The sequence below is a fragment of the Synechococcus sp. N32 genome, assembly GCF_900473895.1.
Classification (GTDB): Bacteria; Cyanobacteriota; Cyanobacteriia; order PCC-6307; family Cyanobiaceae; genus Parasynechococcus.
This window is the reverse complement of record NZ_UCND01000011.1, coordinates 131,245-151,903: the sequence shown is the minus strand read 5'-3', so window position 1 is coordinate 151,903 and position 20,659 is coordinate 131,245. Positions and strand designations below refer to the sequence as shown.

Genomic DNA, 20,659 nt, shown 5'->3' with positions numbered 1-20,659 from the left:
AATGCTCCAGACCATGCGTGGGTGATTCCGCTTGATCTCCTTGGTTCAACACTGGCTGCCGGATGTGTTGGAGCTGCTGCGCTCCCCCGCTGGGGCTCTGTTGTTCATGCCGCTCTATGCCCTCTGGGTGACGCTGCTGCTGCCGGGGGTTTGGGCGTCGATGCTGGCCGGGGTGCTCTATGGCACCTGGCTTGGCAGTGGCCTGGTGTTTGTTGGGGCCTGCCTCGGGGCGGTGGTGGTGTTTCTGCTGGGCCGTTCGGTGCTGCGCGACTGGGCCCGGCGCCGGTTGGAGCAGCTCCCCAAACTGCAGGCGGTGGAGCGGGCCGTGAGCAAGGAGGGCCTGAAGTTGGTGTTGTTGACGCGCCTCTCGCCCGCCTTTCCTTTCTCGCTGCTCAACCTGGCCTACGGCCTCAGTGAGGTGAGCTTGCGGGACTACAGCATCGGCTTGATCGGCATCCTCCCCGGCACGGTGCTGTTCTGCGGTTTGGGTGCCTTGGCCGGCGATGTGGCCCGGTTCGGTGAGGTGCTGGGGGGTGAGGCCGATGCCGGCACCTGGGCGCTGCGGGTGGTGGGGCTGCTCGCCACGCTGGCCGTGGTCTGGCTGGTGAGCCGGGCGGCCCGGCGGGCGCTTCAGGATGTCGAGACGTCGTTCTGATCGGGATTGGGCAGACGCCAGTCCCGCAGGGCAGCGATCAGGATGAACCACGCCAGGCGCACGCGGGCAATCGGGCCGGTGTGCTGCTGCAGCTCAGCCAACTTGGCCCGTCCGCAGTCGGTCTTGATCCAGCGGTGCAGGGCAGGGGTGGCTGGGCTCATGGCTGCAGCAGGGCGGTGAGGTCGGCTTCGCTGAGCACCGTCACCCCGAGGCTCTCGGCTTTGGTCAGTTTGCTGCCGGCGGCTTCGCCGGCCACCAGGTAGTCAGTCTTCTTGCTGACGCTGCCGCTCACCTTGCCGCCGGCCGCTTCGATCAGCGCTTTGGCCTCGCTGCGGCTGAGGTTGGGGAGTGTGCCCGTGAGCACCAGGGTCTTGCCCTGCAGCACGCCGTCGGCGTCAGCTCCGGCTTGGCTGGCGGACTCCTGCTCGAAGGCATTCGCCTCCAGGGAGAGCCCAACGCTGTGCAAGTCCTGCAGCAGCTGTTGGTTGGCGGGGTTGCGCAGCCACTGGCCAAGGCTGGCGCTGATTTCCGGGCCGATGCCATGCAGTTCGGCGATCTGCTCCGGGGCCTCCAGCGCTGCTGCCGCGAGGCTGTCGATGCTGAAGAAAGCGGCCGAGAGCGCTTTGGCGTTGACCTCGCCGATGTGGCGGATGCCCAGGCCATAAAGCTGGCGGTGCCAGGGCTGTTGTTTGGAGGCCTCCAGAGCCTCCACCAGATTGGTGGCCGACTTATCGCCCATCCGATCCAGGCTGGCAAGCAGGGCCGCATCCAAGCGGTAGAGATCCGCCAGCGAGCCCACCAGGCCGCGGTCCACCAGCTGTTCGATCAACTTGCTGCCGAGCCCATCCACATCCAGGGCACCCTTGCTCACCCAGTGCCGCAGGCCACCCCGCAGGATCGCTGGGCAGCTGCTGTTCACGCAGCGGGTGGCGGCTTCATCTCCCTCCCGCACCATGTTGGAGCCACATTCGGGGCAGTGCTGCGGCAGTTGCACCGGTGTGGCGTCGCTGGGCCTGAGCTCAGGCAGCACCCGCACCACTTCGGGAATGATCTCCCCGGCTTTGCGCACCACGATGGTGTCGCCCAGGTGCAGATCCAGTTCTGCGATCCGATCGGCGTTGTGGAGGGTGGCGCGGCTGACGCTCGTGCCGGCCAGGGCGACTGCTTCGAATTCAGCCACGGGGGTGATGGCACCGGTGCGGCCTACCTGAGCACCAACGCGGAGTAATCGGGTGGGGGCTTCTTCGGCCGGGTATTTGAGGGCGATAGCCCAGCGCGGGGCCTTCTGGGTGAAGCCGGCTTCGTCCTGCAGCTGCAGGTCGTCCAGCTTCACCACCACGCCGTCGGTGGCATAGGGGAGGTCATGACGTCCCTGCTCCCAGTGGTCGCAGAAGCGCTGGATGGCGGCCAGGTCTTCGCAGCGTTCCCGGTTCGGGTTCACGCGGAAACCGGCCGAGTTCAGCCACTCCAGAGCTGCCCATTGGCCTGGGGGTTGGGCGTCACCCGGCAGGTGCAGGGTGTAGGCGAAGAAGTCGAGCCGACGGGCGGCCACCACCTTCGGATCCAGTTGGCGCAGGGTTCCGGCGCAGGCGTTGCGCGGATTGGCGAATAGCGCTTCACCCCGTTGCTCCCGTTCGGCATTGATCGCCGCGAAGGTGGCATCAGGGATGAAGGCTTCTCCTCGCACTTCCACCCATTCCGGTGGGTTCTCGATCTGCAGCCGCAGCGGAATCGAGCTGATCGTGCGCACGTTGGCGGTGATCTCTTCACCGCGGCTGCCATCGCCCCGGGTGGCGGCCCGCTCCAGCACCCCATTGCGGTAGCTCAGGGCCAGGGCGTTGCCGTCAATTTTGAGTTCTCCCACCAGGGGCAGGCGGGTGTCGCTGGGACGGTCCAGCACCTTGAGCAGCCGCTCGTGCCAGGCCTGCAGGTCGTCGCGGTTGAAAGCGTTGTCGAGGCTGAGCATGCCCACGCGGTGCTCAACGCTGGTGAACCCCTCCGCCGGAGCTCCACCCACTCTCTGGGTTGGGCTGTCGGACCGTTGCAGGTCTGGATGCTTCTGTTCCAGCTCGAGCAGCTCGCGATAGAGGCGGTCGTAGACCGCGTCCTCCATCACCGGAGCATCGAGAACGTAATAGGCGTGGCCGGCACGGTTGAGCAGCTGCCGCAGTTCCGCAGCCCGCTCGTGCGGATCAGCCATTGACCTGGTTGATGCGGGCAATGCGCCAGTTGTCGTCCACCTTGGTGAAGGTGAAGTCGAGGGGGAGCTCTTCGTCGCCTTCGGACTTCAGCTTCACGGTGAGGATCAAGTTGCCTTCCTGCACGCGGGGGCGGCCGGACTTGAGATTGCGGAACTTGTTCAGCTTCAGGCCCGCTAGGAAGCGGATGAACTGCTGACGGCTCACGTGCTGGCGGTAGGCCTTGGTGGTGAGCAGGTAGGCGGCATCGATGCGGCCGGCAGCCACCTGGGTGAAGAACTGCTTGATCAGGGGATTGATGCCGCGGGCGTCTAGCACCAGCTTCACGGCGTTGTAGATCCAGTACCCCAGCAGGGTGAGACCCCCGGCCAGCAGAGCTTTGCTGCCGATCTCCCGCACCAGTCCCAGTTCCATCACCAGCTGTCAAAGCAGGGCCGAGTCTGACTGACCACGGCAGGATGGCGCTGATTCGGATCTCCTCCCCCCCCGTTCTGTGCCTTTGCAGCCCCTGCTGCCGATGTTTCACCGTCTTAACCGGGAGCATTTCGGCGGTGCTTTGGTGGATGGGGGCCAGCCGCTGACGGCGGTGCGCTGGAGCGATGGCCGGATGAGCCGCACGGCGGGGTTCTACCGCCGTGGCCCCGGTGTGGGTGAGGGCCGCGGCAGCGAGATCGTGCTGTCGCGGCCGGTGCTTGAGCCCTTGCCGCAGATCGCCACGGAAAGCACGCTCTGCCACGAAATGATCCACGCCTGGGTTGATCTGGTGCAGCGTCGCCGCGAAAGCCACGGACCGCTGTTCCGGGCCCGGATGGCCGCCATCAATGCGGCCCAGAGCCGGTTTCAGGTGAGCATCCGCCACAGCTATCCGGTGCCGCCCCGACCGCCCCGCTGGCTGGCGGTCTGTCCCCGTTGCGGCCGCCGCACCCCCTGCCGAAGGCGCACGCGCAATGCCGCTTGTCGGGCCTGTTGTGTCGAGCATTTCCATGGCCGCTGGGATGCCAGCTGCGTGCTCAGCTACGTGGAGGCGGAGGGTTAGATGGAGGTGTTCTGGCTCACCCTGGAGTGCGGCGGTGTGGTGATTGTGTTGCTGGGATTGCGGCGGGAACAGTGGTTGCGCCGCCGCCGTCGGTAACGTCAGGGGATGGAGGAGCGTTTCGATCGGTTGGACCGGTTCCGTGATCAGCGGGATCGCCGTCTCGACCAGTTCTTGGAAACCGGCCGTCAGCTCGTGGATGGGGTGTCCGGTCGGCGACCAGGACAACGGCCTGGAGGGCGGCGCTCCGGTTTGGATCTCGATTCGGTGGGCCGCTGGGTCGGCGAAAAGGTCGAGTGGCTGCTGGAAGAGGACGACGACTGGCAGGAGCCCTGGCAAGAGGCTGGCCGTGGCCGGCCAGAGCCCGCACGTTCGATGCGTTCTTCCCGTCGCCCCCTTGAGGCGATCTCCCGCCGGAGTCGCCGCGGAGCAGCAGCGCAGGCTCCAGCGCCCCCATCAACGCCACCTGTGGCTCAGGAGTTCAGCGCGGCAGATCAGGGCGACTGGCCGGAGGACGACAGCTTCCGGGTGCAGCGCTGGTCGCGCTCTGCCCAGCCGGCAGCCCGTCCAGAGCCCGAAGCCGCATCCAATCCAGCGGGCTCCCGCCGGACCTTGCCCCGCTCCAGCCGCCGCCGGATCGACTAATGCCTCGCGTGCAATGAGCGTGGGCTGACCCGGTAGCGGCAGCCCCGTGCAGCGAGCTGGTGGTTCACATCCTCGAGCAGCTCTCCGGGCATCTCTTCGGCCATCTGGTCCGCTGTGGCGGTGATAGATGGGGATCCCACCTGCAGCGCTTCCAGCAGTTGGGTCCACTGCTCCACTTGCAGGCTGCGGCTCATCGGCTCATAGCCCTTCTGTTCCAGCAGCTCGCTGCAGACCGTGCGGTTCCAGAGCACCGTGCGTCCCTGGCCATGGGGGCCGGTCTGCATGGCGGCATTGGCGTCGAGGGCGCTTTGGGTGGGGCGGCCCCGCCTGTCACGCCAGCCTTGATGTTCGAGGGTCTTGCCGCAGTGAATCGCCGAAATGCCGTAGATCCGACCGAGGTCGGTGAGGCTGAGCCAGGAGGTGGTGGCAGCCATGACACGGTGCACCGAATTGGCCACATCTTCCTGTGAGCACAACTAATGGCAAGTTGTCAAGAGCAAATCCCAACAAACCCGCAGGTTTGTTCATGAATTTTGTTGAAATTCCTGGCGCAGCGTGGGTCCGAGCCAGGTTTCGAGTTGCGGGCTGAACACTTCGCGAATCACGGTGAGGGCCTTGCCCTGGCGGAAGAAGCGGTAATGGCGGCTCCAGTAGGGGCCGCGATGGCCAAAGGTCTGGTCGAGCCAGTCCCCCTCCACCAGTGCCAAGCCATCCACCTCACGGAACAGCTCGGAACGCCCTTCGGTGAGGCTTTTCCAGATCGGCTGGTTGCGGTCCCGCAGGTGCCAATCCGCTTCGGCCTGGTTCCACCAGCTTTCGGCCCAGGCCAGCGGGGTGCCGCCGCAGGTGAGCCACACCTGGCGGCGCAGCAGCGGTGCCATCAATTCCTTCACCTCCTCCGGTGCCCCGGGGTGGTCGGTCTGGTCGGCCTCCATGGCGATCAGATCCACGGCAACGGGCGAACCGGTGAGCAGGCGCAGGTGGCGGGTGGGGCTGCCATCGCCCAGCAGCATCAGCCGCCAGGGGCCGGGCAGTTGACGCGGCCCCTCCGCTGAGAGCACCGCATCGGTGGGGGCTTGCCAGAGCTGGTGCGGTGATGGATGAAGACGGGGGGTGGGGTTCAGAACAGTCCTCCCACCGAGAGGGTTTGGCGTTGGCCGTTGCGGCTGATCACGGCACCGCTGTCGGTGACCTCGCTGAGCACCCAGCCGCTGCTGCCGATCGCTTCACCGATGCCGGCGGACACCGATCCCTGCCCCAGTTGAAAAATGGCGGAACTGGAACCACCGGGGCCCTGCACCACACCGGTGAGTTGCGGGATCGGTCCCATCGGTGCCAATGCCTGAACGCTGCCTAGCGGCTCAACCGTCAAGGGTTGTTGGATCGGCACGGTCAGCGGTTCGAGGCTTTGGATGGCAAGGGAGGCCTCCTCGGGCGTTGCTGTCTCTTCTGCCCGGCTTTCTCGGGCCGCCACTTGCTCGCGCAGCTGCTCGATCAGGGCGGCGTTTTGCTTCCGTTCCAGCTCCAGGCGGGAGCGTTGCAGGCTGCTCACCAGCCAGGCGCTGCAGATCACTCCGGCAACGGCGATGCCACTGATCAGTGGCAGCAGCCAGGTGGAGGGGGAGCGGCGTTCGCTGGGTTCGCTTGGTTTGGTTGTTGGTTCGTGCACATCCACATCCACCGGCACCAGGTGCGGCTGGCTTGGGGCGGTGACCGTCTCGCGGTCGAACACGTTGTCCATCACCTGCTCAGCCCGCAGGTTCCAATAGGCACGTGAGGTGGGAACCCGGGCTGGCACTGCAGAGGTTTCAGGAGTCCAACGCTATCGAGCTTCTGCGGTGGGGGCGAGGGGTTGGCGTTCCCTTTGCTGCAGTTCCAGCCACATCAGCAGGGCGGTGATGTCGGCTTTGCTGACGCCGGGGATGCGGCTGGCCTGCCCCAGGGTGCTGGGTTGAATCGCCGTGAGCTTTTCGCGGGCTTCATTGGAAAGAGTGCCGATGCCGGCGTAGTTGAGGTCGGCCGGCAGCTTGCGCTGGCTCTGGCGTTTCACCTGATCGATCTGCTGCTGCTGCCGCTGCAGGTAGCCGCTGTATTTGATGTCGATCTCCGCCCCCTCGCGCACGGGCAGGGGCAGATCGGCATCAGCCAGGCCATGGCGCACCAGATCGGCGGCGTGCATGCCGGGCCGGCGCAGCAGGTCGGCCAGGGTGATCGAGCCTTTGATCGCTGCACCGGTTTCCTGTTCCACCGCCGGGGCCACCGGATCGCTCACCTTGAGCCGCACGGTTTCTAGCCGCTGCTTTTCGCCCTCCATCGCCTGGAGTTTGTCTTCGAACAGCTGCCAGCGCCGGTCGTCGATCAGGCCAAGCTCACGGCCTAATGGTGTGAGGCGGCGGTCGGCGTTGTCGCCCCGCAGGATCAACCGGTATTCGCTGCGGCTGGTGAGCACCCGGTAGGGCTCGCGCAGGTCCTTGCTCACCAGATCGTCGATCATCGTGCCGATGTAGCTGCCCTCCCGGGGGAAGTGCACCGGCTCCTGGCCGCCGATCAGTCGGGCGGCGTTGATGCCAGCCACCAGGCCCTGGGCGGCGGCTTCCTCATAGCCCGTGGTGCCATTGAGCTGGCCGGCGCTGAACAGGCCGCGCACCTGCTTGGTTTCCAGGGAAGGCTTGAGCTGGGTGGCGGGCAGGTAGTCGTAATCCACCGAGTAGGCCGGCCGCAGCATCACGGCGTGCTCCAGGCCCGGCAGGCTGCGCAGCAGTTGCAGCTGGATCGGTTCGGGCAGGCCGGTGGAGAAGCCCTGCACATAGATCTCCGGGGTGTCGCGCCCCTCCGGCTCGAGGAAGATCTGGTGGCTGTCCTTGTCCGCAAAGCGAACGATCTTGTCTTCGATTGAGGGGCAATAGCGCGGACCTTTGCTGTCGATCACGCCGCCGTAGATGGCGGTGAGGTGCAGGTTGTCGCGGATCAGCTGATGGGTTTCGGCGGTGGTGCGGGTGATGTGGCAGCTCATCTGCTCACCGCTCACCCAGGCGGCCGGGTCAAAGGAGAAGAAGCGATCGGCCGCATCACTGGGCTGCTCCTCCAGTTGATCGAGGGCGATGCTTCGCCGGTCCACCCGGGCGGGGGTGCCGGTTTTGAGCCGGTCGGTCTGGAAGCCCAGTTGCTGCAGTGCTTCGGTGAGCCCTTCAGCGGCTTGCTCCCCTGCGCGGCCGGCGGCCATCGATTGATGCCCCACCCAGATGCGGCCGCCGAGGAAGGTGCCGGCGGTGAGGATCACCGCTTTAGCGCCGTAGACGCTGCCGAAATAGGTGCGGATGCCACTGATGCGTTGCTGGTCCCCTTCACCGCTGGTTTCCAGGCCGGTCACCATCGCTTCGCGCAGGGCGAGGTTGGGGGTGTGCTGCAGCAGTTGCAGCATCTGGCGGGAATAGAGGCGTTTGTCGGTTTGGGCGCGCAAGGCCCATACCGCTGGGCCGCGGCTGGCGTTGAGGATGCGCTTCTGGATCGCGGTGGCATCGGCCAGGCGCCCGATCACCCCACCCAGGGCATCTACTTCATGGACGAGCTGGCTTTTGGCGGGGCCGCCAACGGCCGGGTTGCAGGGCTGCCAAGCGATGCGATCGAGATTGAGGCTGAACAGAGCGGTGTTCAGGCCCAGCCGGGCAGCGGTGATCGCCGCTTCACAGCCTGCATGGCCGCCGCCGACCACGATCACGTCGAAGGATTCGGTGGGGGAGGCGCTGAAGCTCATGCCTCCATTATCTGAGTTGGCTCAGGCCGCCAGGTTGCGGAAGCGGGTGAACTGCGGCTCGAACAGCAGCTTCACCGTGCCCACCGGACCGTTGCGGTGCTTGGTCACGATTACTTCGGTGATGCCGCGGTCCGGTGTTTCCGGGTTGTAGTACTCGTCGCGGTAGATCATCAGCACCAGGTCGGCGTCCTGCTCAATCGAGCCCGATTCCCGCAGGTCGCTCAGCATCGGTCGCTTGTTGGTGCGTGCCTCCACACCCCGGCTCAGCTGGGAGAGGGCAATCACCGGCACATTCAGTTCCCGAGCCATCTGCTTCAGGCCCCGGGTGATGCGCGACAGCTCCTGCACCCGGTTGTCGGACCCTGAGCCTTCCATCAGCTGCAGGTAGTCGATCATCACTAGCCCCAGCTCCTTGCCCTGTTCGGCCATCAGCCGCCGGCAGAGCGAGCGCATCTCCAGCACGCCGGAGTTGGGTTTGTCATCGATGAAGATCGGCAGTTGCCCCAGGCTGTTGATGCCCTGGCCCAGCAGAGGCCATTCCTCCTGCTGCAGGCGGCCGGTGCGCAGCCGGCCCGCCTCGATGCCCACCTCCATCGAGAGCAGGCGGTAGGTGAGCTGCTCCTTGCTCATCTCCAGGGAGAACAGGCACACCGGTAGGTCGTGCAGCTGGGCCACGTTCTTGGCCAGGTTCAGCACGATCGAGGTTTTGCCCATGGCCGGCCGGCCCGCCACGATGATCAGGTCGCTGCGCTGCAGGCCCTGGGTCATCGCATCCAGGTCGTAGAAATTCACCGGGATGCCGGCCACTGAGGTGCCCAGCGAGCGGCTTTCGATTTCCTCAAAGGTCTGGGTGAGGATTTCGGCGGTGGGGGTGAGCCCCTTGGAGGGTTTCTCCTGGCTGATGGCAAAGATCTTTTGTTCTGCCTGGTCCAGCACCTGCTCCATCGGCAGGCTCTGATCAAAGCCCAGCTGGATCACTTCGTTGCCGGAGCGGATCAGCTGGCGGCGCAGGAACTTGTCCATCACCAGCCGGGCCACCTGCTCGATCGAGGCGGTGGACGGCACCCGCTCCACCAGCTCCACGAGTCGGTTGTTGCCGCCCACCTTCTCCAGGGCACCGGTGTCGGCCAGCCAGGCGCTCATGGCGGTGAGATCCGTCGGCTTGCCCTGGCCGTGCAGCATCAGGGCGGTGCGGAAGATCTCCCGGTGGGCGTTCAGATAAAACGCTTCCGGCTGCAGCACATCGGCCACACGCCCGATTGCATCGGGATCCAGCAGGATGCCGCCCAGCACCGCTTCCTCCGCCTCCAGGTTCTGGGGCGGAAGCGAATCGGGCAGAGCCTCGAAATTGGGCTCATCGTCGCGGCCTTTGCCAAAACCACGGCGTCCCCCATCGTTGTTCTCTGGCAGGGGGACGCTCACCATGGCGGCAGGGCGTGAAGCGAAGGGATCACACTCTGGCTCGAATGAGCCGTTTGAGTGTCAATTGACAGCGATCAGTAGCCGACCACTTCCAGGTTGATCTCAGCGGTGACTTCGCTGTGCAGCTTCACCGTCACGGTGTACTTGCCGGTGCGGTGGATCTCAGGCACCACGATGTCGCGGCGGTCGATCTCCTTCTTGGTGGCGGTTTCGATGGCTTCTGCCACGTCACCGTTGGTGACGGTGCCGAACAGCACGTTGTCTTCACCGGTCTGCTTCTTCACGGTGAAGCGACCAATGGTGGAGAGGGCGGTCTTGAAGTCGATGGCTTCTTGCTTCAGAGCGGCCTGACGCTCAGCTTCCTTGGCCCGGCGGTGCTCCACCTGCTTCATCACCGCAGGGGTAAGGGGCACAGCTTTGCCGAAGGGCAGCAGGAAGTTGCGGGCATAACCCGGAGCCACTTCCACCAGGTCTCCGTCCTTGCCGAGGCTGAGGACGTCCTCATTCAGAACGACTTGTACACGCTTAGGCATGGGACCGGTATGAAGGATGGAGACGGGTGCGATCGACCACGTTACGACGTGGCCGGTTTTTGAAGGTTGCTTTGAGCCTCAGGAGGCTCCGGGGACGTAGCGGGCTGTGCGGATCCGGCTGGCCAGTCCGAGGCGCTTGAGCAGGCGCACGTGCTGCCAGGTGAGATCGAACTCGAACCAGCGCAAACCGTGGCGTGCACTCGCCGGATGGGCGTGGTGGTTGTTGTGCCAACCCTCACCGAAGGAGAGCAGTGCCACCCACCAGCAGTTGCGGGAGAGGTCAGGGCAATCGAAATTGCGGTACCCGAAGGCGTGGGTGGCGGAGTTCACCAGCCAAGTCACGTGGTACACGACCACGAGGCGCAGAGGAATGGCCCACAGAACCAGGCCAAGGCCACCGCCGTGAACCTGGGCGGCTTCACCGAACCAGTAGAGCCCAAGGCCCAGGGGGATCTGCAGCAGCAGGAACCAGCGGTCGAGCCAGCGGTAGAAGGGGTCGCACTGCAGGTCGCCGGCGTAGCGGTCGAGTTCCTTCAGGGCCGGGATGTCGTGCAGCATCCATTCGCTGTGGGCCCACCACAGGCCACGGCCAGCGTCGTGGTGATCCGTGGGCTGATCCGAAAAACGGTGGTGATGGCGGTGCAGACCCACCCATTCGATCGGGCCGCTCTGGCAGGCCAGGGTGCCCATCAGCACCAGGATGCGCTCAACCCACACCGGCACCACCAGGCTGCGGTGCGCCACCAGACGGTGCAGGCCCAGGGTGACGCCCAGCACCGTCATCCAGTAGAGAACGCCAAAGGCCACAACGCCCTGCCAGCTCCAGAAGCGCGGCAGCAGCGCCACGGTGGCGAGCACGTGCATCACCAGCATGAAGCTGGTGGTTCCCATCTTGAATTTGCGCTGACGCGCGGGCAGTCGGTCACGCGGTGCCATCACCGCGGCCCGCTGCCGAAGCTCGCGGGTGTCAGCTGTTTGCGAGGAAACCAAGCGGATTCTCCTTGGATTGACAAAGCCGCTCAGACAGGAAAACCAGGGAGCGGATGGTGCCGTTAGTGACAGAAATCTAAAGGAGTTGCCGCATCGCAGCGGCTCCCCGCGTTGTGAATTCTGGCGTTGGCCAGGGTTTAGGAAGGCATGACATCCGTCAGGCAAGTGGTGATCAGTGCGTTTGCAGAGGACCTGATCAACACGGTGGCGCGGGAGCAGGCCGACCTGGCTGCAGCGAGGACGGCGGCGGTGGAGCAACGCCTGCAGCGCGTGTTGGATGCCCTGGCGGCGGAGCGCGTTGGCACCCAGCACTTTGCGTCGCTCACCGGTTACGGCCACGGGGATCAGGGGCGCGAGGTGGTGGATCGGGTTTTTGCCCGGGTGCTTGGGGCCGAAGCCGCCGCGGTGCGCCTGCAATTCGTCAGCGGCACCCACGCCATCGCCGCTGCACTGTTCGGCGTGCTGCGGCCCGGGGATCGTCTGCTTTCGATTACGGGTCGTCCTTACGACACCCTTGAGGAGGTGATCGGTCTGCGCGGCAAGGGCCAGGGTTCTCTGGCGGAATTCGGGGTTACCTACGACGAAATCGATCTGCAGCCGGATGGGGCGGTGGATCAGGCGGCCTTAAACCAGGCCCTGGAGCAGCCCTGCCGAATGGTGCTGATCCAGCGCAGCTGCGGCTACAGCTGGCGTCCGTCGGTCACGGTTGAGCAGATCGCCGGGCTGTGTGAGCGCATCCACGCCCGCCAGCCCGACTGCGTTGTCTTTGTCGACAACTGTTACGGCGAGTTGGTGCAGGAGCAGGAACCGACGGCGGTTGGGGCGGATCTGATCGCTGGATCCTTGATCAAGAACCTCGGCGGCACCATCGCCCCCACCGGCGGCTACATCGCTGGACGGGCCGATCTGGTGGAGCAGGCCTGCTGCCGGCTCACGGCGCCGGGCATCGGCAGTGAGGGGGGCACGGGATTTGACCTGCAGCGGCTGGTGCTGCAGGGTCTGTTCCTGGCACCGCAGATGGTGTCTGAGGCCTTGATTGGTGCCGATCTGGTAGCGGGGGTGTTTGAGCGGCTGGGCTTCCCCGTGAATCCAGCGCCCGGGGCCGTGCGCAGCGATTTGATTCAGGCGGTGCGGCTGGGCAGTCCTGATGCCCTCAAGGTGGTGTGCCGTGCCTTCCAGGCGATGTCGCCGATCGGGGCCTACCTCGATCCAGTGCCGGCCTCGATGCCTGGCTATGCCTCGGATCTGGTGATGGCTGGTGGAACCTTCATCGACGGCTCCACCAGTGAATTTTCGGCCGATGCGCCGCTGCGGGAACCGTTCAACCTTTATGTGCAGGGCGGCACCCATCGCGCCCACATCCGCCTGGCCCTCTCCCGTGCGTTGTGTGACCTCAATGCGGCAGGACTGATCAATCTCCCGCAGACTGGGACCACCTGAAACTGCCTCGATGGCGTTCGCGTTCCCCGACTCTTTTCGCTTCGCCGACAGCCACGAGTACGCCAATGCCGATGGTGAGCTGGTGCGGGTGGGCATCAGTGCCTTCGCCGTTGATCAGCTGGGCGACATCGTGTTTGTGGATCTGCCGGATGTGGGCGCCAGCCTGGCGAAGGGCACCAGCTTTGGCTCGGTGGAGTCGGTGAAGGCCGTGGAAGATATGTATGCACCGATTGCCGGTGAGGTGGTGCAACGCAATGAAGCGGTGCTGGCCAGTCCGGAGGAACTGCAGAACGACCCCCACGGTGAGGGCTGGCTGCTGGTGCTGCGTCCGTCGGACCCCTCCGAGCTCGACAGCCTGATGACCGCCGAGGCCTACGGCGCCAAGGTCAACGCCGGCTGACATCAACGCTGGCTCTCATCAGCGCCGGGGCTTCGCTCTTACGATCGACCGGCGGGCTGTGCATTCGACGTTGACTTCTCCTTTTGCGCAGCGGCACATCGGCCCGAGTGAGGCGGAACAACTCCGCATGCTCAATGCCCTGGGCTACAGCGATCTGCAGGAGTTCATCGCTGATGTCGTGCCCGCCGACATCCTTGATCCCAAGCCGCCGGTTGAGGCCTTGCCCGAGGGTTGCGGTGAGGCGGAGGCCCTCCAGCAGCTGAAGCAGTTGAGTGAAACCAACACGCTGCGTCGCTCCCTGATCGGGCTGGGTTACTACGGCACGGCAACCCCGGCCCTGATCCAGCGCCACGTTTTTGAGAATCCGGCCTGGTACACCGCCTACACCCCCTACCAGGCGGAAATCGCCCAGGGTCGTCTGGAGGCCCTGCTCAACTTTCAAACCCTGATCAGTGAGCTCACGGGCTTGCCGATCGCCAACGCGTCGCTGCTTGATGAAGCCACCGCCGCCGCCGAGGCGATGAGCCTCAGCTTCGGGGTGTGCCGTCGCCCTGAAGCGACACGGTTCCTGGTGGACGCCAATGTTCTGCCCCAGACCTGGGCGGTGCTGCAGACCCGCGCCGAACCCCTTGGTATCAGCCTCGAGCGGATCGACCCGGCCACGGCGCCGATCGATGCGTCGGTGTTTGGTGTTCTGCTGCAGTTGCCCGGTGCCGATGGATGCCTCTGGGATCCATCCGCCGTGATCGAAGCGGCCCACGCCGCCGGTGCCTTGGTCACCGTGGCCATCGATCCCCTGGCGCAAACCCTGATGGCGCCCGTGGGATCCCTCGGAGCCGACATTGCTGTGGGCAGCGCCCAACGCCTGGGGGTGCCGATGGGATTTGGTGGTCCTCATGCGGCTTTCTTCGCCACGGTTGAGGCCTACAAGCGCCAGATCCCGGGCCGTCTGGTGGGGCAGTCCAAGGATGCGGAAGGCCGTTCGGCCCTGCGCTTGGCGCTGCAAACCCGTGAGCAGCACATCCGTCGCGACAAGGCCACCAGCAACATCTGCACGGCTCAGGTGCTGCTCGCTGTGATGGCCTCTTTTTATGCGGTGCACCATGGCCCTGATGGTCTGCAGGCCATCGCCCAACGCATTGCTGGCCTGCGCAGCCAGCTGGAGCAGGGCCTGCGGGCCCTTGGTTATCCGCTGGAGCTGGTCGACCGTTTCGACACCGTCACCGTTCACTGTGCGTCAGCACCGGCTGTGCACCGCGCTGCCGCCGTTGCTGGGTTCAATCTGCGGGTGCTTCCCGATGGTGCAGCACCCGCAGACGCCACCGGATTCGGCATCAGCCTCGATGAGCTCTCGGATCAACAGGAGCTGCAAGCTCTGCTCGCCCTGCTGGCGGAGGCCTGCGGTCAGGCCACCCCGCAGCTCGAGGCTGAGCAGCCCCCGTTGCTTTCGCTGCCGCAGCGCAGCCAGCCCTGGCTGAGCCAGCCGGTTTTTCATCAGTACCGCAGCGAATCAGAGCTGTTGCGCTACATCCAGCGGTTGGTGAGCCGTGATCTCTCGCTGGTGCACGGGATGATTCCGTTGGGCAGTTGCACCATGAAGCTCAACGCCGCCGCTGAGCTGCAGCCGGTGAGCTGGCCTGCGTTTGCGGCCTTCCATCCCTTTGCCCCAGCCGATCAGGCCCAGGGCTATCGCCGTCTGGCCGACGATCTGGAGCAATGGCTGGCTGCCCTGACCGGTTTTGCCGCCGTGTCGTTGCAGCCCAATGCCGGTTCCCAGGGGGAATACGCCGGGCTGCTGGTGATTCGCGCCTGGCACCGCTCCCGCGGTGAAGCCCATCGCGACATCTGTCTGATCCCCACCAGCGCCCACGGCACCAACCCCGCCAGTGCTGTGATGGCTGGTCTCAAGGTGGTGGCCGTCGCCTGTGATGACGAGGGCAACATCGATCAGCAGGATCTGGCGGCGAAGGCGGCCGAGCACGCCGACCGGCTGGCGGCGCTGATGGTCACCTACCCCTCCACCCACGGCGTGTTTGAAACCGGCATCCGTGAGATCTGCTCGGTGGTGCATCGGAACGGCGGGCAGGTGTACCTCGATGGGGCCAACCTCAATGCCCAGGTGGGGCTGTGCCGTCCTGGTGCCTTCGGTGCCGATGTCTGCCACCTCAACCTGCACAAGACCTTCTGCATCCCCCATGGGGGCGGTGGCCCAGGCGTGGGGCCCATTGGTGTGGCGGCGCATCTGGCACCCTTCCTGCCGGGGCACCCTTTGCAGGCTGGCGCTGCATCGGCCATCGGTCCGGTGTCCGCAGCTGCGCTCGGTAGCGCCAGCATCCTGCCGATCAGCTGGATGTACCTGCGGATGATGGGGGCGGAGGCCCTGCGGCAGGCCAGTGCCGTGGCGCTGTTGTCGGCCAATTACCTGGCCCATCGGCTTGATGCCTCGTACCCCGTGCTGTTTCGCGGCAGCACCGGCCGGGTGGCCCATGAATGCATCCTCGACCTCCGGCCGCTCAAGCGGGATGCGGGGATCGATGTGGATGACATCGCCAAGCGTTTGATGGACTACGGCTTCCATGCGCCCACCGTCAGCTGGCCGGTGGCCGGCACGGTGATGGTGGAGCCCACCGAAAGCGAAAGCCTGGCGGAGTTGGATCGTTTCGCCGATGCCCTGGTGGCGATCCGCGAGGAGATTCGCGCCATTGAAGCCGGCAGCAGCGACCCTCAGAACAACCCGCTCAAGCGTGCTCCGCACACCCTGGCGGCCGTCACAGCGGATGACTGGGATCGTCCCTACAGCCGTCTGCAGGCCGCCTTCCCGATGGAGGGGCAGCAGGAGAGCAAGGTTTGGCCTGCGGTGGCACGGATTGATAACGCCTTTGGTGATCGCAACCTGGTGTGCACCTGTCCGTCGGTGGAAGCGGTGGCTGTGGCGGCTTGACGCCCTGGTGCAAGGGGTTCAGAGCGTGTAAATTTTCACTGAAAGTGGAAAAATTGGTTTGATTCCGTTCATCGCCCTTGCGAGTTCGGTCAAACTGTTCGACAACTGATTCGTCTGTCGGGGGACACCATGGATCGGGACAACAACAAGAAATCCGCGCTCAGCAGCGTTGAAGGGCCTGCCCTTCCTCAACTTCCTGAGGGTCTGGAATCGGCCTTCAATCGCGGCCATACCTTGTCAATTGAAGGAACCAATGTGATTCGGGTTCCCTTTGGCACGCGCCGTTCCCGTCGCAGCCGCCCCGAGCGGCCCGATCACTGGGCCACCCTGGTGATTCCTTTTCAACCGGTGGGCGATCCCACTCCACCGCCGGCAGCGGCCTGAGTTCAGGCCACGCCGATCTCTGATTCTTCCTGGGCCAGACGCCAGTCCAGCAGTGCTTTGACGTCGGCCAATGAGCAGGTTGGTGTGCGGAAGGGCAGCAATCGCATCGGGCTGCGTTCCGGCCTCACCAGCCAGCTCCGGTTGGTTTGAGGCATCAAAAGAAAGCCGCGGTATCGAACCGAGGCCTCCTGGCCGTTCATGAATCCCATCGCTCTAGGGATTGTTTGGAAGTGACCCCGTCATTTCAGGGCACAAGATCTGGTGTCGCGCACTTGCACCAGATTTTTTCCGGATTGCTTCACGCCAGGGCAAACAGCAGCACGTCGGCGCGCTCTCCGAGGCCGATCAGCTCGCTTTGTGTTGCTGCGTCCTGGATCAGGCCCAGCCCATCGCCCCGCCGCAGCGACTGCTTCGGAGAGCCTTCACTGTTGAGCGTCAGCTCCCCATCAATCACCTGAAGCCAGAGCCATCGCTCCTTGGCGGCGGGCAATGGCAACTTCTGTTGGCGTTGCGGTTGGGCACGCCAGAGGCGCACGGGACGTTCGATGGCCATCGCATCGCCGGTGGCGTCGGGCTCAATCAGGGGCGTCCAGCCCTCGCCGATGGCGAAGGGTTTCTGCTCGTAGGCGGGCTGGATGCCCAGCTGTGCTGGCTCAATCCAGATCTGCAGCAGCCTGCAGGGCGCGCCGGTCTGGTTGATTTCGCTGTGAACTATGCCGCTGCCGGCACTCATCCGTTGCACCTCGCCGGCGTGCAGCACTGCGCTGTTGCCCATCGAGTCGGCATGGGTCAGGGCCCCCTCCACCATCACCGTGATGATTTCCATGTCCCGGTGGGGGTGCATGCCGAACCCCTGGCCTGCAGCAATGGTGTCGTCGTTGATCACCCGCAGGGGGCCGAAGCCTATCCAGTTCGGATCCTGATGGCTGCCGAAGCTGAAGCTGTGCCAGGAATCGAGCCAGTCCAGCTGGCTGTGGAAGCGCTGGTCTGCGGGTCGCAGGATCACGGTTGACGTGGTGGCGTGTTGACCTGTTGGCGGGGCCATCCGGGACATCGAGGTGTTCAGGGTTGGAGGGGTTGCATCTGCAGAAGCCTCTGCACCAGGTTGTTGATGCTGTCGTCCTGGGCTGGTTTGGCGTGGTTGCTCAGCAGCTGACGCCCCACCACCTGGGCCCCGAGGTGGGTGAGCTGGATGCGCAGCGACACCAGCAGTTCCATGCCGCCACCGCCGGAGAAGGTGGCTATAGCGATCGGCCGCCCGTTGAACAGGGATCGGAAGTCGTCGTCGGTCACCGAGAGCCAGGCAATGGCATTGGTGAGCGACGGCGGAATCGAGCCGTTGTATTCCGGGGCGCAGATCACCCAGCGTGGGGTTGCGTGCAGCTGGTCGTGCAGGTTCGCCAGGTCAGGGCCCGCCCCTGCTGCCTGGACCCGTGGCGTGAACAGGGGTAGGTCGAGCTGGGTGAGATCGATCAGTTCGGCGCTGGCGTTCTGAGCTGCGGCGGCTTGCACGAAGCGTTTCGCCAGCTTGCGGTTCTCGCCATTGCTCGCCGTCAGAACGATGAGATCAGAGGGCATGGAGACGAAGGCTTTTGATCGAATCGTGCAAGGGCCTCAGGCCGTTTTCAATTCGGCTTCGCGGTAAGGAACAAAGCTGGCTATGCGGGCGCCTCAGATCGGGCAGTGCCAATCGTCGGGAATCGCCTCAAATGGCGTTCCTGCGGCGATGCCGGAATCAGGATCCCCTTCGGCGGGGTCGTAGACCATCGAGCACACCTTGCAGATCCACTTGCCCGGGATCGGTTGATCGGCCTGGCCTGCGCTGCCCTTGCCTTGCAGGGCCTCGAGGGCAACGCCATAGGTTTCGGCGTGATGCTGCTCGATCGGGGTCAGCAGGCCGAAGTTCTTGGCGGCGGTGCGGAACAGGCCCGCATGCTCCTTGGATTCGCTGCTTTGCTCGGCGAATTCCGCTGCGGCTCCGCTGTCCCGGTCCTGCCGGGCCTGGGCGGCGAACTCCGGATACATCGTTGTGTATTCGTAGGTTTCACCTTCAATCGCCAGCTCTAGGCAGCGGCTCAGGATGGCCTGCTTCTCCTCGTCGCTGAGCTGCTCGGGATTGTTCACCACCAACTCAGGGTGCAGCAGGCGGAAGTGGGCGAAGGCGTGTTCCGTTTCCTGCGCTGCGGTGTCTCGAAACAACTTGGCCAGGTCCTTGTGACCCAGTTGTTTGGCCACCTCTGAAAAGAACAGGTATTTGCGGTTGGCCATGCTCTCGCCACCGAAAGCGGCCTCGAGATTGGCGTGGGTGGAAGGCTTGGAAAGGTCCATCGATGGCACCACGGATCGTTCCATCAGCCTAGCCCTAACTCATAGTGAGTATGAGTTAGCAGGAAGTTCGATTTGCCGGCTCAGGCTGCCGGCTCAGTAGTTGGCGCCGCTGCGGCGTTGGTGCACCGCGGTGCTGCCCTCCGCATCCAGCACCCCGCCGCGATCCACTTCGGCATAGATCAGCCAGTGGTCGCCGCATTCCATCCGCTGGCTCACCTTGCCGTCCAGCCAGGCCAGAGCATCCGGCAGCAAGGGCTGTTCGGCGGGGCTGGTGTCCAGCTCGAGGCCTGCAAAGCGATCGGCACCGGGTTCGAACGGTTGCAGGAACTGCTTCATCAGGGCGGTTTCGCGGCCTTCGGCCAGCACGTTCAAGGCGAAGCGATCGCCCTTGTGCAGCAGCGCTTCCACGGCACGGTCCTTGGCCACGGCCACGGTGATGCCGGGGGGACTGAAGCTGGCCTGGCTCACCCAGCTGGCCACCATGGCGCCGCTCAGCTCCGCTTTGCGGGTGGTGAGCACGCAGAGGGAGCCGATCACACGGCCCAGGGCCAGCACCGCTGGATCGCTGCGGCTTTCGCTCAAGCCCCCCGCACTGCGCCGTTGCGCCCGTTTCTGGCTCTGCAGCAGCTGGCGGGCGAAACGGGTGCCGGTTTCCTCCAGCTCCTTCACCCGGGCGGCATCCGGACTGAACTTCACCCGGATCGGCTCGAAGCCAAAGCTGAAGCCGCCATCCCGCAGCTTCGTTTCCAGCAGGTCCACCGCCTCGCCGCTCCAGCCGAAGCTGCCGAACACCCCCACGGGCTTGCTGCGATCCCCCTCCGCCAACACGGTTCCCAGGGCCGAGACGATGGGTGTGGGGGCATGGCCCCCCAGGGTGGGTGAGCCGATCAACACGGCATCGGCCTGCTGGATCGTGCTCACCAGTTCATCTGCGGGGGTGAATTCGCAGTTCAAGCTGCTCACCCGGATGCCGGTGCGGCTGACCCCGCGGGCCAGGGCATCGGCAATGGCTGCAGTGTTGCCGTAGGCGCTGGCAAACAGCAAAGCCACCGTCAGGCTGGCGTTCTGCTGGCCTTCGCCCCAGCGGCGGTAGTCATTCAGCAGGCTGCGCCAACTGGCTTCGATGGCCGGGCCATGGCACGGCGCGATGGTGCGGATGTCGAGTTCTTCGAGCCGTTCCACCAGGGCATCCACCTGACGGGCCATGGGGGCCATCAGGCAGTCATAGAAGTGACGGCGTTCTTCTTCGGTGCTGCTGCGGTTGCTTTCGGCCCAGCTGTCCGTGCAGAGGTGGGCACTGAAGAACTTGTCGCTCATCAGCAGGCCCAGGCTTTCCTCGAAGGCCAGCAATCCGCCCGGCCAGCGGGGGGTTGGCGCCGGCAGCAGCATCAAGCTGCGCTGATGGCTGAGCGGAAGCGTTTGCTCCTGGCGGATCACCCGCAGGGGCGGCAGACCGGGCAGTGGCGGTTGCTCGCTTGTCTCACCGGGGGGGGCTGGCTTGCGTTGGCTCCACAGCTCCTCGATCAGCTTGGCGCCGGGGTTGGAGACGATCAGTTCCAGGCCGGTATAGGCCTCCGCCAGATCCCGCAGCAGGGCAACGCGGTTGGGGTTGACGTGGCCCACCACCACCAGGAGCGGTGCGTCGCTGCTGGGCAGGGCTTCGGCAAGCACCGGCAGAAAGGCCGCGCTGTAGGCCACCCCCGGGGGGTGGACCAGCACGGCAGGGGTGCCATCAGCGGCCTCAAACAACACACTGTTGGCGGTGCTGCCCCGCTCCAGGGCGTATTCCAGTTCGAAGCGGTGACGTTGAGGGCTCAGACCGCGAAGTCCAACGACCCCCTCGTCGATCGGCAGCTGGATCGTGCGACGCGTGGTTGCGGTGCTGGTCACGCTCATCTTCGAAGCCAGTTGAATGTAGGCGCGTTGTTGATGGGAG

Annotated in this window: 22 protein-coding genes; 7 read left to right on the top strand and 15 right to left on the bottom strand. The window is 65.1% G+C overall.

Translation table 11 applies throughout. The features are described 5' to 3' along the window. The first annotated feature begins 31 nt into the window (after positions 1–31). A complete protein-coding gene (locus DXY35_RS04395) occupies positions 32–655 on the top strand; it encodes a TVP38/TMEM64 family protein (RefSeq protein WP_115081287.1) in 624 nt (207 codons plus the stop codon). On the opposite strand, the gene DXY35_RS04390 is transcribed toward DXY35_RS04395, so the two are convergent. From DXY35_RS04390 to DXY35_RS04380, 3 genes are read right to left on the bottom strand one after another with little or no spacing between them, the layout of a single operon-like run. Then, complete coding sequence (locus DXY35_RS04390; RefSeq protein WP_115081286.1) at positions 631–816, bottom strand: hypothetical protein; 186 nt, start codon at positions 814–816, stop codon at positions 631–633. The genes DXY35_RS04395 and DXY35_RS04390 overlap by 25 nt on opposite strands. Next, positions 813–2,855 (bottom strand): NAD-dependent DNA ligase LigA, encoded by a 2,043-nt coding sequence (gene ligA, locus DXY35_RS04385; protein ID WP_115081285.1) that lies wholly within the window; start codon positions 2,853–2,855, stop codon positions 813–815. The genes DXY35_RS04390 and ligA overlap by 4 nt, the downstream gene beginning before the upstream one ends. Next, positions 2,848–3,267, bottom strand: coding sequence for a hypothetical protein (locus tag DXY35_RS04380; RefSeq protein ID WP_114987734.1), 420 nt, complete (start codon positions 3,265–3,267; stop codon positions 2,848–2,850). The genes ligA and DXY35_RS04380 overlap by 8 nt, the downstream gene beginning before the upstream one ends. Before the next feature lie 79 nt (positions 3,268–3,346). Between DXY35_RS04380 and DXY35_RS04375 the strand changes: the two genes are divergently transcribed. Further along, positions 3,347–3,889 carry a SprT family zinc-dependent metalloprotease gene (locus tag DXY35_RS04375; RefSeq protein WP_170950509.1) on the top strand — a complete coding sequence of 181 codons (543 nt, stop codon included), beginning with the start codon at positions 3,347–3,349 and terminating at the stop codon, positions 3,887–3,889. A 105-nt stretch (positions 3,890–3,994) separates the two neighbouring features. Further along, the gene (locus tag DXY35_RS04370; RefSeq protein ID WP_115081284.1) at positions 3,995–4,531 is read left to right on the top strand and encodes a hypothetical protein; all 537 of its coding nucleotides are present in this window, start codon (positions 3,995–3,997) and stop codon (positions 4,529–4,531) included. Here the strand turns inward: DXY35_RS04370 and DXY35_RS04365 are convergent. The 7 genes from DXY35_RS04365 to DXY35_RS04335 form a co-directional block, all read right to left on the bottom strand. Then, complete coding sequence (locus DXY35_RS04365; protein WP_115081601.1) at positions 4,528–4,965, bottom strand: hypothetical protein; 438 nt, start codon at positions 4,963–4,965, stop codon at positions 4,528–4,530. The two genes, DXY35_RS04370 and DXY35_RS04365, sit on opposite strands and share 4 nt — an antisense overlap. Before the next feature lie 90 nt (positions 4,966–5,055). After that, on the bottom strand, positions 5,056–5,655 hold the full coding sequence (locus DXY35_RS04360) for a chorismate lyase (protein WP_170950531.1): 600 nt from the start codon (positions 5,653–5,655) through the stop codon (positions 5,056–5,058). After that, positions 5,652–6,329, bottom strand: a complete 678-nt coding sequence (locus tag DXY35_RS04355) for a pilus assembly protein PilZ (protein ID WP_244272911.1) — start codon at positions 6,327–6,329, stop codon at positions 5,652–5,654. Before DXY35_RS04355 ends, DXY35_RS04360 begins: the two co-directional genes overlap by 4 nt. Before the next feature lie 24 nt (positions 6,330–6,353). Next, positions 6,354–8,285 carry a tRNA uridine-5-carboxymethylaminomethyl(34) synthesis enzyme MnmG gene (gene mnmG, locus DXY35_RS04350; protein WP_115081282.1) on the bottom strand — a complete coding sequence of 644 codons (1,932 nt, stop codon included), beginning with the start codon at positions 8,283–8,285 and terminating at the stop codon, positions 6,354–6,356. A 21-nt stretch (positions 8,286–8,306) separates the two neighbouring features. Further along, complete coding sequence (gene dnaB / locus DXY35_RS04345; protein WP_115081281.1) at positions 8,307–9,710, bottom strand: replicative DNA helicase; 1,404 nt, start codon at positions 9,708–9,710, stop codon at positions 8,307–8,309. A 71-nt stretch (positions 9,711–9,781) separates the two neighbouring features. After that, the gene (gene rplI, locus DXY35_RS04340; RefSeq protein WP_115081280.1) at positions 9,782–10,240 is read right to left on the bottom strand and encodes a 50S ribosomal protein L9; all 459 of its coding nucleotides are present in this window, start codon (positions 10,238–10,240) and stop codon (positions 9,782–9,784) included. A 78-nt stretch (positions 10,241–10,318) separates the two neighbouring features. Then, positions 10,319–11,176 carry an acyl-CoA desaturase gene (locus DXY35_RS04335; protein WP_369792014.1) on the bottom strand — a complete coding sequence of 286 codons (858 nt, stop codon included), beginning with the start codon at positions 11,174–11,176 and terminating at the stop codon, positions 10,319–10,321. Between the two features lie 201 nt (positions 11,177–11,377). Here DXY35_RS04335 and DXY35_RS04330 point away from each other — a divergent pair, with 201 nt between their 5' ends. From DXY35_RS04330 to DXY35_RS04315, 4 genes are all read left to right on the top strand, one after another. After that, positions 11,378–12,670 (top strand): methionine gamma-lyase family protein, encoded by a 1,293-nt coding sequence (locus tag DXY35_RS04330; protein ID WP_115081279.1) that lies wholly within the window; start codon positions 11,378–11,380, stop codon positions 12,668–12,670. Between the two features lie 10 nt (positions 12,671–12,680). Beyond that, the gene (gene gcvH, locus DXY35_RS04325; protein WP_115081278.1) at positions 12,681–13,070 is read left to right on the top strand and encodes a glycine cleavage system protein GcvH; all 390 of its coding nucleotides are present in this window, start codon (positions 12,681–12,683) and stop codon (positions 13,068–13,070) included. A 70-nt stretch (positions 13,071–13,140) separates the two neighbouring features. After that, positions 13,141–16,011 carry an aminomethyl-transferring glycine dehydrogenase gene (gene gcvP, locus DXY35_RS04320; protein WP_115081277.1) on the top strand — a complete coding sequence of 957 codons (2,871 nt, stop codon included), beginning with the start codon at positions 13,141–13,143 and terminating at the stop codon, positions 16,009–16,011. 129 nt (positions 16,012–16,140) lie between these two features. Beyond that, positions 16,141–16,395: a hypothetical protein gene (locus DXY35_RS04315; RefSeq protein WP_011365460.1), complete on the top strand. Its 255-nt coding sequence runs from the start codon at positions 16,141–16,143 to the stop codon at positions 16,393–16,395. A 2-nt stretch (positions 16,396–16,397) separates the two neighbouring features. Here DXY35_RS04315 and DXY35_RS04310 read toward each other — a convergent pair whose 3' ends face one another. The 5 genes from DXY35_RS04310 to DXY35_RS04290 all read right to left on the bottom strand — a co-directional run bounded on the left by DXY35_RS04310 (position 16,398) and on the right by DXY35_RS04290 (position 20,619). Continuing rightward, positions 16,398–16,604, bottom strand: a complete 207-nt coding sequence (locus DXY35_RS04310; RefSeq protein WP_011365459.1) for a hypothetical protein — start codon at positions 16,602–16,604, stop codon at positions 16,398–16,400. Between the two features lie 89 nt (positions 16,605–16,693). After that, a complete protein-coding gene (locus tag DXY35_RS04305; RefSeq protein WP_115081276.1) occupies positions 16,694–17,449 on the bottom strand; it encodes a pirin-like bicupin family protein in 756 nt (251 codons plus the stop codon). Positions 17,450–17,457: 8 nt separating this feature from the next. Beyond that, positions 17,458–17,973: an NADPH-dependent FMN reductase gene (locus DXY35_RS04300; protein ID WP_115081275.1), complete on the bottom strand. Its 516-nt coding sequence runs from the start codon at positions 17,971–17,973 to the stop codon at positions 17,458–17,460. Between the two features lie 93 nt (positions 17,974–18,066). Next, entirely contained in the window at positions 18,067–18,723 is a 657-nt protein-coding gene (locus DXY35_RS13260) for a rubredoxin (RefSeq protein ID WP_115081598.1), read from the bottom strand. Between the two features lie 93 nt (positions 18,724–18,816). Beyond that, entirely contained in the window at positions 18,817–20,619 is a 1,803-nt protein-coding gene (locus tag DXY35_RS04290) for a diflavin flavoprotein (protein ID WP_115081274.1), read from the bottom strand. Positions 20,620–20,659: the final 40 nt, after the last annotated feature.